Here is a 12,595-nt window from a genome sequence, read left to right on the forward strand (position 1 = left end):
CCCTACTGTCAGTTGGCAATGGCGATGCTGCGCACGGGCATACTCGGATTTGGGGGCGGCCCGTCTGTCATGCCTCTTTTCCGTTATGAATCTGTGGAAAGGTATAAATGGATTGACGAGGATGAATTTGGAGAAACATTGGCAATAGCAAATGCACTTCCCGGGCCGATTGCAACAAAAATGGCGGCCTATTTGGGCTATAAATTGAAAAAAACAACCGGGGCGGCCTTTGCTATTATTTGCCATATCCTGCCAAGCTGCATTGCCATGATCACATTGCTATCGGCTGTCAGTTTTTTAAGCCATTCCAAAATTGTTTCAGGCATGATTGCTGCAGTCATGCCGGTGGTCGCTGTGATGCTGGGCATGATGGGCTATAATTTTGGAAAAAAAACAGTAAAAGGCCTTGGCATAATCATGGGGATTGCAGGATTTGCGCTATCATTCCTTCTGTTGCAAGTCTTCCATGTCCATTCCGGCATTGTCATTGTCCTTTTCTTAGCTTACGGAAGCATGCATTTTCGTGCAGTCACAAAATGGAAGAAAAATAAAAATAAAGATAAAGAGAGGAGTGCTGTAGGATAATGTGGACCTGGCTTCATTTATTTCTTGGTTTTTTCATCGCCAATATTCTTGGTTATGGGGGCGGGCCTTCTTCCATACCGCTCATGTATGACGAAATTGTTAAACATTATCATTGGTTGGAAAACAGGGATTTTTCCAACATGCTTGCACTGGGCAATGCATTACCCGGGCCGATCGCAACGAAAATTGCCGCATTTGTTGGTTTCCAAGTGCAAGGGTGGCCGGGTGTCCTTGCTGCATTAGCTGCCACAATTGTCCCTACTGCCGTTTTGCTCATTATCTTGTTGAAGGTATTACAAAAACACCGCAATTCACCTGTTGTCAAAGGGATGACTTTACTGGTGCAGCCCGTTCTTGCAATCATGATGCTTATGATCACCTGGCAAATGGTGAAAGACTCTGTTGTTTCAATCGGGATCCTGCAATCACTTGGAATCGCGGCCATCGCTTTTTGGGCAATGGAAATCCGGAAAATCCATCCGGCTATTGTGCTTGTTTGCGCTTTTGCTTATGGAGGGATTGTACTGCAGCATTTTGTTTGAAAACCTCAATTCTTATATAAGACGGCCCGGGTCCCGTAAAAAATCCATCGCCTAAGTCCCCGCATCCATTCCGCCGGTGTTGGGAATACCGTATGCGCAGGATGATCCTTTTTGAAAAGCATACGATTAAAATGGCGGGGCAAGCGCGGAAAAGGCCATGAAAGCCTTCATTCCGGTCTTCAACCCCGCCGGATTTTACACGATTAACAAAAAGCTTGCGACAATCGGCACGGCAATCATCGACGATTTTAACAGCTGTACGGGCGCCCGGTTCGTGAATTTGGCGCCAATATAGGAACCGGCCATTGTTCCGGCAACCACTTCAAGTAAAAGCCGGATGTCCAGATAGCCCTGCTGGAAGCTCCCAATCCCGCCGCCGATTGCAATCGGAATGATCACCATCATCGTGGTTCCTGCGGCCTGGCGAACCGGCAGACCGAGCAGCACCATTAATCCCAGTTGAATAAAAGGGGTGGAGCCAATTCCAAACATGCCGGATAATATGCCTGTAATGATCCCGATTACGATGGAACGGGCGATAAAATTTACGCCGGCAGGGAGATTTTTTGCCTGGATGGATTGCCTGGATAATAGGAACATCCTCAGCCACAATAGACAGGCGGAAAACAAAAGCATCCCTGCTGTCAACCATTTTAATTCAGTGCTGGGGATTTGAGCGGAAAAATGCGACCCGATAAAGGCCCCGGCCGCGCCAAACAGCCCGGCTGTTATCCCTGTTTTTACAGAAAGATTGCCTTCCCGGTAATGGCTGACTGCTCCGGATAAAGACGAAAAGATCATGGCAGTCAGTGCGGTTGCCAAAGCAGTATGGATGGATACGCCGAAAAGCAGCGTTAACAGGGATATAATAAACCCGGATCCGCCTGCGCCAATAAAGCCTAAAATGATGCCGACAAAAAGCATGGTAATGATAATTGAAACATGCACGAAAATGCCTTCTTTCTCTGTATCATGATGCTTCAATTTTAGCGTGAAACGGAAGAAACGTCTATGACAAGCTTACAATTTAATGGAAAATCCTAAAAAAAAATGCCCGCCGCCACAAATAGGCGTACGGGCTTTTTTCACTGCAATTAATGTGCAACCGGAACGGAGACCAATGCGCTCAGCATCCAAACCGTCTTTTCCACACTTTCCACTAAAGTGGTGGCCATGTCGGCTGTCCCATAGTCTTTTTCATCGTCAGCCAGTTTGATCAGCTTGTTTAATTCATTAACCATTTGTTTGTAATCACTAATCAGGGTGCTGACCATTTCTTCAGCAGTTAATCCGGATTTTGCTTCTTCAATCGTGGCTATTTTTCGGAATGCCTCAAAAGAAGCAACCGGTTTGCCGCCAATGGCAAGAATGCGTTCGGCAAAATCATCAACAACGGTAGAAGCTTCGTTGTAAAGTTCTTCAAATTTTGGATGCAGGGTAAAGAATAACGGCCCCTTTACATACCAGTGGAAGTTATGTAGCTTTGTGTAAAGTACGCTCCAGTTTGCGACTTGTACGTTTAAAGCAGATTCAATATACATATAAAATCCTCCTTAGAAAGTGGCTTGCGGTTTCAGGCAAAAGCCCGGGATGCAAATCAAAACGATTTACTATATATATTATAGTACATATTAAATTAAAATCAATATTAAATGATAATAACTATAAAAAGAGTGGAAACAGGGTTAACTGCGGTCAGTTCTGAAATGGATGCCGTTTTGCTTTCGGGACTTCTCGAGGACGGTAAGCACGTCAAAACTTTCCTGCCTTAATCTTTGATAGGCTTCCCGGTCTTTTTCTTCCATGATTTTTACAAAGTCCCTGATTTCATAAACCATGTTTTGTTCTTCCTGATTTTCAGAAAATAATACGGCCTCTTTCGTATGGGCGTCGACGAGCTGCATCTTTGATAATTCCGAAATACCTTCAATCACAATGCTCGCTTTCTCGCCGTGGATCTCGCTTGGGATAAAGGAATGGGAAATTTTTGAGCACATGACCGTGATGTTAAAATCCGCATACTCTAAAACAAGCGTGCCGGCTCCGTCAATGCCGTTGCGCAAAAGCACCGGGAAATAATGGCTGTCTTTAGGCGCGCCGAATAAAAAGACGGCAAGCGAGAGCGGATAAACGCCAAGATCCATTAAAGCGCCGCCGGAAAATTTTCTTGAGAATACATTTGGTTCCTTGCCATCCAGGAAGGCATCATAACGTGAGGAATACTGGACATACTGGAAGATTGCGCTTCTAATCTGCCCGGCCGCTTTTAATTTGTCTTTGAGCAGAAGGGTGTTCGGATAGTGGATGTTCCGAATCGCTTCGAATAAATATACACCGTTTTCATCCGCGGCAGCGAATGCTTCTTTAAATTCTTCGGTATTTGAGAAAATTGGTTTTTCGCAGATGACATGCTTTTTGTTTATTAAAAAAGTGAGCACTTGTTTGAAGTGCAGTGCATTTGGCGAAGCGATGTAGACGAGGTCAATTTTATCGCTTTTTGCCATTTGCTCAAGATCTGTGAATTGTTCAGGGGCCTGATGCTTAGCTGCCATTTGTTCAGCACTTTCTTTTCTGCGCGAGTAAACAGCTTGCAAGGATAATTTGCCCGATAATTTTGCGGCATCAATAAATGCCGATGTGATCCAGCCTGTTCCGACTGTTGCAAATTTCATATCATCGCTTCCTTTTTTGGTTAATGATGGCTGCAAGCTCATTGTATCACATGACGATTCGGTTGATAAATAACTTTAATCTCAAGAAATTTTAATAAAAAGTTGGATATTTTTGTTTGAAAAGAGATATAGTTGAGATGTATATACATAAGAATGAATAGAAAGCAAAATGAAATTTCCACATCAAAAGACATCATCCGACCAAAACAGCCATTTTGTGAAACGCCGGCTGCAGTTTTTAATAGAGTGATAAGGTAGGTGTAAGCAATATATGTGTGATGCTAAACGGTCTTTTCATTTTATGGATCTTCCTTTCCAATTCAAATATTTCACCGCTGTTACCGGCATGGACGGCATGATTGAATCCATTTCCCCGGGTCTGCAGGAAGTTACGGGTTACAGCATGGAAGAGTGGATCGGGAAGAAGTTTCCATCTTTTATTCATTCGGACGATATTGATCAATTCAAGGGCCTTTTCCGAAAAAAAGCGGAAGATATGGGGATGTTCTTATACCGGCTGCAAACAAAAAGCGGAAACTATAAATGGGTAGAGTCAACTTATTCCATTTACAATGATACAGAGCTTAATGGGCGGGGCCATATCCGCATATTGACAAAGGACATGACCGTTGTAAAAGATTTGTATGATTACCTGATTTATTCTGAAAAATTGTCGATGATCGGCCAGCTCGCTGCAGGGATTGCACATGAGATCCGAAATCCGCTTACCTCGATTAAAGGGTTTTTGCAACTGATGCAGGCGGGGGTGATTGATACGAAAAATTATTTGGATATTATGGAGAACGAAATTGACCGGATTGAAACCATTTCGAGTGAGCTTCTTTTTCTTGGCAGGCCAAAAGAATCTCAATTGAAGATATGCAGCATTCAAAAATTATTGGATGAAGTACTGATCCTGATGGAGTCGCAATCATTTAAGCAAAATGTCCGGATTGAAACCAATTTCCTTTGTAAACCGTTTTACATCCGTTGTGATGAGTCCAAGTTAAAACAGGTTTTTATCAATCTTGTTAAAAATGGGTTGGAAGCGATGGAACAGGGCGGTACGCTGAAAATTGAAATCTATGAGGCAGCTTTTCATCAGGTGGCCGTTGCCATTAAGGACGAAGGCTACGGGATCCCGCAAGAAAATCTTGAACAAATCGGCCAGCCTTTTTATACGACAAAAGAAGGGGGCAATGGTTTAGGGCTGATGGTATGTTTTCAGATTATCCATGAACATCATGGGAAGATTTCAATTGCAAGCGAACCGCAAAAAGGCTCAACGTTTACGGTTGTGCTGCCGACAGTACAGCCGGAGGAAAACGGGCAGACTTAAAATCCATGTTTTAAGCTTTGAAGCTGGTGAAGGATTCAGGTAAAATAGGAACAGGTTAAAAAATGGAGGGGCTTATGCATCCTTCTCACAACGGGAACGGATTGGCAGAATCAGAACAGGTGATAAAAAATGAGCCGGATACGCTATTCCGCTGCTATTGATACGGGATTGTTTTTTAGCAGGTGAAATATAGAGGATAAAAAGGTGGTTCCCATGTAAAAAAAGACGACAACTGAATCTGTACCCATATGTTTATTTTGCAATTGAAAGGAACTGGATGATGACAAGTTTTAAAGATGAAGTATTATCAAGACGGACGTTCGCCATTATTTCCCACCCGGACGCCGGGAAAACGACATTGACCGAGCAGCTGCTTTTATTTGGCGGGGCAATCCGCGCGGCGGGCACGGTAAAAGGTAAAAAAACGGGAAAATTTGCGACTTCTGACTGGATGGAGATTGAAAAGCAGCGGGGTATTTCAGTTACCTCGTCCGTGATGCAATTTGAATATGCCGGCAAGCGTGTTAATATTCTGGATACACCGGGACACCAGGATTTCAGTGAAGATACGTACAGAACGCTGATGGCCGTGGATAGCGCCGTGATGATCATTGATGCTGCAAAAGGGATCGAGGCGCAGACCATTAAACTGTTTAAAGTCTGCCGGATGCGGGGGATACCGATTTTTACATTTATCAACAAGCTTGACCGCCAAGGGAAAATGCCTTTGGATTTATTGGCAGAATTGGAGGAAGTGCTGGGAATTGAGTCCTATCCGATGAACTGGCCGATCGGCATGGGAAAAGAGTTTTTGGGCATTTACGACCGCTATCACCACCGGATTGAACAGTTCCGGGCCGAAGAAGGCGGCCGCTTTCTTAAGCTGAATGACGATGGCGAAGTGGAAGGCGATGCGCCCATCAAAGAAAATGCACTGTATGACCAGGCATTGGAAGAAATTATGTTACTGGATGAAGCGGGAAATGAATTTTCAAGGGAACGGGTTGAAAACGGCACCCTCACGCCCGTCTTTTTCGGAAGTGCATTAACAAATTTCGGCGTCCGGACATTTCTGGAAACATACCTTCAGTTTGCCCCGTCCCCGCAGCCAAGAAAGTCGGATATGGGCATGATAGATCCGGCGAGTGAAGCATTTTCCGGATTTGTGTTTAAAATCCAGGCCAATATGAACCCGGCCCACCGTGACCGGATCGCATTTATCCGCGTATGCTCCGGCAAGTTTGAGCGCGGTATGACGGTCACCCTGGCGAGGACAGGAAAGCAAATGAAACTGTCGCAATCGACCCAGTTTCTCGCCGATGACAGAAGCACGGTTGAAATGGCGGTAAGCGGTGATATTCTTGGCTTGTATGATACTGGAACCTACCAGATCGGCGATACGATTTATTCAGGAAAACAGGCGATCCATTTTGAAAAGTTGCCGCAGTTTACACCGGAACTGTTTGTGAAGGTGTCCGCGAAAAACGTCATGAAACAGAAAAGCTTTCATAAAGGGATTAACCAGCTTGTCCAGGAAGGGGCGATCCAGCTGTACCGCACCTATCATACCGATGATTATATTTTAGGTGCGGTCGGGCAGCTGCAGTTTGAGGTGTTCGAGCACCGTATGAAAAATGAATACCACTCGGATGTCGTGATGGAGCCGATTGGTTCGAAAATCCCGCGCTGGATTGACGAAGAGGCGGTTGACGAGTCGCTCTCCAGCTCTCGCAGCCTGCTCGTAAAAGACCGTTTTGATCAGCCATTGTTTTTATTTGAGAATGATTTTGCGCTGCGCTGGTTTGGAGAGAAACATCCTGACATAAAGCTTTACAATCCACTGGAATCATAAGATCACACCGCATGGACAAACTGTTTCATGCGGTCATTTTTGATTCGCGGGAAGGAAACACGGGTTTTCAAACCCGTGATGAATTCCCGCATCGCCTTTAGGCGAACGTCTATTGTTTGAATACATATTGTCTTTTCATTGTTTTCCAAATGAACCTGGCTCCATTCCCCCTGTGACTACATTTCCTTAAATCAGGGAACGATAGGGTTAAACAAGGAGGAAGATTCGATATGATAGATATGCGAACAATGGGATGGATCGTATGTTGCGGGATAAGCAGACTGGAAGGGATTCGCATCCCTGTTCTTTAAAGGTGAATGGATGAAAAAAATCATGCCACTGGAGGCCATTCTTTGGAGCATCGCTTTGCCGGGATTTGCCCAGCTGTTATCCGGCGCATACATCAAGGGGATTTTATTTGTTTTACTCGAATTTTTAATTAATGTGCGCAGCCGCTTTAACGAAGCGATTATGCTGAGTTTTTTGGGAAAAACAGTGCAGGCAGGTGAAATCATCGACTATGAATGGCTGATGTTTTATCCTTGTTTATATTTTTTCGCGATGTGGGATGCGTTTAGAAACAGTTTTGATCATCCGCCAAAGTATATATTCATTCCCTTTGCGTTTGCAGCCTATTTTGTGACTGTAGGATTGATCTACTCCCCGGCAGCTGTGATTAAAAACAAACCAATCGGGCCGGTTTTTTTCCCGATTCTTTGTCTGATCCCCGGTTTATTGATTGGCTGCGGCATCCGCACCATTTTGCTCCGAAAAAAAGCATCCCCCCTAAAAGGGGTTCATCAAGAAAAAATCAGGCGAACTGAAAAAAAGGATTGACTTATTGAGAAACAGCCGTTATAATCAAAATAACAAAATACTTTTGACAATTGTCAAAGGGGAGTAGCGTTAAGTGTGTCCGGCACACTTAAAACAAAGTCGTCATTACATGATTCCTTCGGGGAAAGAGGATCATCGGCTTTGTTGGCATTGATTTGAAATGTCCAGCAAGACCTTTGCCTGTACTGGCAGGGGTCTTGCTTTTTGTCGTATAGGAAATTGTTCAAAAGTGGCACAATGCATCTAATCAAGCTAAAAAGCGATTAGAATCGGCGGCCGCTTTTCTTTCCTGGAAATTTCAAAGCGGCAGATGCAGATTCCGATCGCGGACAAAGGGAGGACGGTTGGAATGGATATTTCATTGATACTGGAGTACGCATGGGTTTTATTGATCTTAGTAGGTCTTGAAGGAATTTTGGCAGCCGATAATGCGGTTGTGATGGCGGTTATGGTGAAACATCTTCCGCAGGACCAGCAGAAGAAGGCTTTGTTCTACGGGCTGCTTGGCGCATTTGTTTTCCGCTTCGCTGCTTTATTCCTGATTTCTTTTCTCGTGGATTTATGGCAGATTCAAGCGATTGGCGCCGCCTATTTGTTTTTCATCACCGTTCATCATTTTCTCAAAAAGAAAAAGCAGACAACCGCGGATATTACAAAAACGCCGCAGAAAAATTCATCTTTTTGGATGTCTGTGCTAAAAGTAGAGCTTGCAGATATCGCCTTTGCCATTGATTCGATGCTGGCAGCAGTGGCTTTGGCGGTGACGCTGCGGCCGGCAGGGTGGTTTGAAATTGGAGGAATTGACGGCGGCCAGTTTGCTGTAATGTTTTTGGGCGGCGTGATCGGGCTTGTGTTGATCCGCTTTGCCGCTAACCAGTTTGTCCGTTTGCTGAAAAAATTCCCGGCCCTCGAAGACGCTGCTTTCTTAGTGGTCGGCTGGGTCGGTGTCAAACTGCTTGTTTTCACGCTTTCCCATCCGGGTGTCGGTGTCCTTGATGAACATTTTCCGGAATCGGCCGCATGGAAGCTCGTCTTCTGGACGGTGCTGCTGTCGATTGTCGGAGTAGGGTATTTTGTTTCCGTAAAGAAGGCAGCCGGCGGGGAAAAAGAAGAAAAACAGCAGTCTTCCCCTGTGGATAACAAAGAGAAAAGGCGGGAGAATTTACTTTAGTGCATGAAGGCGTCCGGGCCCTTGAAATAGAAACGTAACCCGATCGAAACTGGGCTGACGCATGCAAATGATATAATACGGCTGAAATGGGGTGACAATTATGCCTGTAGCAGCCGTAAAAAGAGATTGGGCCCGCCCGCCTGAAGAAATGGCATGGCTGGCGCAGCAGGGAGACAGGCAAATGGAAGATCTTTTGTTGCGAAAATACCAGCCTTTTATTAAAAAAACCGTATCCAAAGTTTGCAAACGATATATTGACCATAAAGACGATGAATTCAGCATCGGTTTGCTGGCGTTTCACGACAGTATGATGAAGTATGACAGAACAAAGGGCGCATCCTTACTGTCTTTTGCGGAAGTGATCATTAGGAGAAGGGTCATTGACTATATCCGCCAGGCAGCAAAACATCAAGCCGCCAGTCTGGATTGGAACAGCCGGGAAGATGAAGAAAAAGCGGGAACCTGCCGCATTGAATATTCCATCTCGCTGAAAAAGTACAGGGAAATACGGGAAGAAGAAAACAGGAGAGCAGAACTGGACCGGTTCCAGTCTGCTTTACATACATACGGGATCCGGATTCACGAACTGATCCGGCAGGCACCGAAGCACCGGGATGCGAAACTGCATGCTTTACAGGTTGCGGAAATGCTGATACAGGAACCGGGTTTCATGGCTTATCTAAAGAATAAACACAGGCTGCCTTTAAAGAAGCTTGAACGTAAAGTCAATGTCAGCCGCAAAACTTTAGAGCGGAACCGGAAATATATCATTGCAGTTGTTTTGATTTTAAACGGGGATTATGATTTTCTAAGGGAATATGTAAGAATGTAAACGGGGCTGTTTTAATAAGCCCCGTTATTGGTGCCGGAAAATATCTTTTACCCGCGCCTTTGCCCGGAAAGTTGTGACTGTGCTTGGTGGACCAGCCGTTTTGTGATTTCCCCGCCTACGGATCCGTTTGCACGCGATACCGTGTCAGAGCCTAATTGGACGCCGAACTCCTGGGCGATTTCATATTTCACTTGATCCATGTATTGTTCAATTCCGGGAATTAATAATTTATTGCTGCTTCTTGCCATAGTTGATTCTCCTTTGTTTGTCATTTTTTTATCTTTGTTTCCTGTTCATAGTATGGTTGTAATGAAGCCATTTATGTTTGGAAAAGCCTGTAACCGCCGCCATGGCATATTTTTCAGCCTTTAATCCGCTAAACATGCGGAGAAACTAAAGGCGTAAGCAATTCTTATTTGGGAGGCTTTAGACATGGCAAAAAGAAAAGCAGAAATCGATGCAGCCCGGAAAAATAATCAAACGCCAAGGGAAAATTTAGTTGAAACCGAATTTTCGGCTGAGTTTACACATGGTGAGGAAGCAATCAAAGCGGCGAACCGCAATTCAAAACAAGGAAGAAAAGGAAAGTCGCATGCGTAAGAAAAAAGGCGTTTATTCTGAAGAAACAGCGCTGGAATTTGGCGATATCAATGCAGGAAAAATTTATGAGGTGCTGGCCAATCCAAAAAGCGGCTGCAACAAAAAACAGAAACCAGGGAAAAAGTAAAAGCGGGAAGGGGGGCAATTATGCCGCCCTTCTATTTATGTAAGAATTTTTTTCTAATAAGCAGGAAATTCCCGCTATCTAGCGAAATTATTTCATGTATGCACTTTTTTCGCCAGCTTAATTTGACATCTTTTTACATGATACGCGTTTGTTTTTGCCCGGATTTAATGATCGGTTTCAAACTTAAACTGATTGAAGTATTGGTGCTTGCTTCGCCAGCCGGATTCCGGTGATTTCCTGGAATGGGCGAAAGAGGGGGGGTTACTGCCCTGTTGGCAAGTCACGAATGCTTTTTCCAATTGTAATCGTTTCATTCAAGAGTTAAAAAACCATGATGATGCTTCTTAAGATGAAGGGGGGAACAAATTTGGAAACAAATCGGTTTATATTGCGAAAACAAAATCACAGCCATTTTGAAAAAAAGGAGAGGACACTGCTTACGGACAATGAACAGTTGTATAGAACCCTTTTTTTGGAAGCCATTGACGCGATTGTCTTTTGGGATCGCGAGGGGCGGATTTTATTGGCTAATAATGCAGCTTTGAAAATATTTGAGTGCACAATAGAAGAATTTACAAAGAAAAAACTTTTCGATTTTGTTTATTTGGAAAATGAGCGGACATGCCGGCTGTTAGACAGGCTGAAACAGATGGAGGCGGTCCGCGACGAATTGTTGTTCCGGATGCCGAACGGCCAGTTGAAGCATTTGGAATTCACCTCAAAATATATGAGCAAAGAAAAATACCATATGACGATTTTCCGAAACATTAGTGACAGATATCAAATGGAACAGACTTTGCGGGATAGTGAGGAACGCTTTCGAAAGGTTTTTGAAGGTTCTTTTGACGGCATGGTCTTATGGAGCGGAGATTTGAAAATTCTGGATATCAATCCGGTTGCGGCCCGGTATTTTGATTTTGAACGCGACTTTATCATTGGAAAATCGCTGCAAGTTTTACTACATACAAATGATGAAAAAATAGAAAAGGCCTTTTACAGCCATCTGCGCAGGCTGAAAGAAAATGGTGTAGCCGATTTTTTCTTTTCAATTTCAAAACCGAATGTGACAAGATATTTTGAGATTACATCAAAGGGGAATTTAGCATCGAATCTGAATTTAACAGTGATAAGAGATGTAACAGAAAGGAGAGCGCTGCAGGAGCAGCTGCGCAAATCGGACACCCTGAATATTGTCGGGGAACTTGCGGCCGGGATTGCGCATGAAATCAGAAATCCGATGACGGCGTTAAAGGGCTTTATCCAATTGTTGCAAAACAGCATGAAAGAAGAAGACCATTCGCTGTATTTTAATGTGATTACTTCGGAACTGGCAAGAATCGAATCGATTATTACTGAATTTTTAGTACTGGCCAAACCGCAGGCCACCCAGTTTCAATACCATGATATCCGCAAAATTATGAGCGATACAATTGATCTATTAAATGCACAGGCACTGATGCATAATATTCAGATTTCCTGTTTTTTTGATGAGGGGCTGCCGGATGTTTACTGCGAAGGGAATCAGATCAAACAAGTTTTTATTAATGTCATTAAAAATGCGATTGAAGTGATGCCAAACGGTGGCAATATCGTGATTACCATCCGTGATGAGGCCGGGGATGGCATGATTCATACCAGCATTAAGGATGAGGGGGAAGGCATACCGGAAGACAAAATTGAAAAACTGGGCGAACCTTTTTATACGACAAAAGAAAGAGGTACTGGACTCGGATTGATGGTCAGTTATAAAATTACCTGAATCCGTGACAAAAACCTAATTTGCGGCATTAATAGGTAGATTTCATTGTGCAGCCTTCCGGTAAGTGACTGATTATTTGTTAAACAGTAGTTTTCTTGTTTTCAATCTTTGAAAAAGCTGTTCAGGTGATTTTCCAGGCACAACAAATAAACTTGCCACTTCCATTTTTTTGCAAGTTTTACGGCAATGTATTGGTACTGGTTCATGCCTGATTAGAAAAAGGCATAGTAGAGGCGTCCGAAAACTGGAAGCCATTTGTTGGTTGAACTTATTTTTAGC

At 43.9% G+C, this 12,595-nt stretch carries 15 protein-coding genes and 1 riboswitch; of the genes, 10 read left to right on the top strand and 5 right to left on the bottom strand.

Annotation, left to right across the window (positions count from 1 at the left end; translation table 11 throughout):
* Nucleotides 1–18: 18 nt before the first annotated feature.
* Both C232_RS0114970 and C232_RS0114975 read left to right on the top strand, forming a co-directional pair.
* Nucleotides 19–585, top strand: coding sequence for a chromate efflux transporter ChrB (locus tag C232_RS0114970; RefSeq protein WP_169338759.1), 567 nt, complete (start codon nt 19–21; stop codon nt 583–585).
* The gene (locus tag C232_RS0114975; protein WP_018664967.1) at nt 585–1,127 is read left to right on the top strand and encodes a chromate efflux transporter ChrA; all 543 of its coding nucleotides are present in this window, start codon (nt 585–587) and stop codon (nt 1,125–1,127) included. Before C232_RS0114970 ends, C232_RS0114975 begins: the two co-directional genes overlap by 1 nt.
* Nucleotides 1,128–1,322: 195 nt before the next feature.
* Here C232_RS0114975 and C232_RS0114980 read toward each other — a convergent pair whose 3' ends face one another.
* The 3 genes from C232_RS0114980 to C232_RS0114990 all read right to left on the bottom strand — a co-directional run bounded on the left by C232_RS0114980 (nt 1,323) and on the right by C232_RS0114990 (nt 3,799).
* On the bottom strand, nt 1,323–2,075 hold the full coding sequence (locus C232_RS0114980; protein WP_018664968.1) for a sulfite exporter TauE/SafE family protein: 753 nt from the start codon (nt 2,073–2,075) through the stop codon (nt 1,323–1,325).
* A gap of 146 nt (nt 2,076–2,221) precedes the next feature.
* Nucleotides 2,222–2,668 carry a Dps family protein gene (locus tag C232_RS0114985; RefSeq protein WP_018664969.1) on the bottom strand — a complete coding sequence of 149 codons (447 nt, stop codon included), beginning with the start codon at nt 2,666–2,668 and terminating at the stop codon, nt 2,222–2,224.
* A gap of 144 nt (nt 2,669–2,812) precedes the next feature.
* On the bottom strand, nt 2,813–3,799 hold the full coding sequence (locus tag C232_RS0114990) for a Gfo/Idh/MocA family protein (protein WP_018664970.1): 987 nt from the start codon (nt 3,797–3,799) through the stop codon (nt 2,813–2,815).
* Between the two features lie 271 nt (nt 3,800–4,070).
* On the opposite strand from C232_RS0114990, the gene C232_RS0114995 reads away from it, so the two are divergent.
* From C232_RS0114995 to sigI, 5 genes are all read left to right on the top strand, one after another.
* Entirely contained in the window at nt 4,071–5,138 is a 1,068-nt protein-coding gene (locus C232_RS0114995; RefSeq protein WP_018664971.1) for an ATP-binding protein, read from the top strand.
* A 280-nt stretch (nt 5,139–5,418) separates the two neighbouring features.
* Nucleotides 5,419–6,990, top strand: a complete 1,572-nt coding sequence (locus C232_RS0115005; protein WP_018664972.1) for a peptide chain release factor 3 — start codon at nt 5,419–5,421, stop codon at nt 6,988–6,990.
* 321 nt (nt 6,991–7,311) lie between these two features.
* Nucleotides 7,312–7,827 carry a hypothetical protein gene (locus tag C232_RS18800; protein ID WP_018664974.1) on the top strand — a complete coding sequence of 172 codons (516 nt, stop codon included), beginning with the start codon at nt 7,312–7,314 and terminating at the stop codon, nt 7,825–7,827.
* Between the two features lie 46 nt (nt 7,828–7,873).
* Nucleotides 7,874–8,052, top strand: a riboswitch (yybP-ykoY riboswitch).
* A gap of 124 nt (nt 8,053–8,176) precedes the next feature.
* Complete coding sequence (locus tag C232_RS0115020; protein WP_018664975.1) at nt 8,177–8,998, top strand: TerC family protein; 822 nt, start codon at nt 8,177–8,179, stop codon at nt 8,996–8,998.
* 100 nt (nt 8,999–9,098) lie between these two features.
* Nucleotides 9,099–9,830, top strand: a complete 732-nt coding sequence (gene sigI, locus C232_RS0115025; protein ID WP_018664976.1) for an RNA polymerase sigma-I factor — start codon at nt 9,099–9,101, stop codon at nt 9,828–9,830.
* A gap of 47 nt (nt 9,831–9,877) precedes the next feature.
* On the opposite strand, the gene C232_RS0115030 is transcribed toward sigI, so the two are convergent.
* Nucleotides 9,878–10,078 carry an alpha/beta-type small acid-soluble spore protein gene (locus C232_RS0115030; protein ID WP_018664977.1) on the bottom strand — a complete coding sequence of 67 codons (201 nt, stop codon included), beginning with the start codon at nt 10,076–10,078 and terminating at the stop codon, nt 9,878–9,880.
* A 184-nt stretch (nt 10,079–10,262) separates the two neighbouring features.
* Here C232_RS0115030 and C232_RS20060 point away from each other — a divergent pair, with 184 nt between their 5' ends.
* The 3 genes from C232_RS20060 (at nt 10,263) to C232_RS0115050 (ending at nt 12,316) form a co-directional block, all read left to right on the top strand.
* Complete coding sequence (locus tag C232_RS20060; protein WP_018664978.1) at nt 10,263–10,430, top strand: hypothetical protein; 168 nt, start codon at nt 10,263–10,265, stop codon at nt 10,428–10,430.
* Complete coding sequence (locus C232_RS20410) at nt 10,423–10,557, top strand: hypothetical protein (RefSeq protein WP_018664979.1); 135 nt, start codon at nt 10,423–10,425, stop codon at nt 10,555–10,557. The genes C232_RS20060 and C232_RS20410 overlap by 8 nt, the downstream gene beginning before the upstream one ends.
* Before the next feature lie 367 nt (nt 10,558–10,924).
* Nucleotides 10,925–12,316 carry a PAS domain-containing sensor histidine kinase gene (locus tag C232_RS0115050; protein WP_018664981.1) on the top strand — a complete coding sequence of 464 codons (1,392 nt, stop codon included), beginning with the start codon at nt 10,925–10,927 and terminating at the stop codon, nt 12,314–12,316.
* Between the two features lie 72 nt (nt 12,317–12,388).
* On the opposite strand, the gene C232_RS20125 is transcribed toward C232_RS0115050, so the two are convergent.
* The coding region (locus C232_RS20125) for a hypothetical protein (protein ID WP_211211500.1) at nt 12,389–12,595 on the bottom strand (207 nt) is incomplete at its 5' end.

This window comes from Heyndrickxia acidiproducens DSM 23148 (assembly GCF_000374345.1).
GTDB classification, from domain to species: Bacteria; Bacillota; Bacilli; order Bacillales; family Bacillaceae_C; genus Weizmannia; species Weizmannia acidiproducens.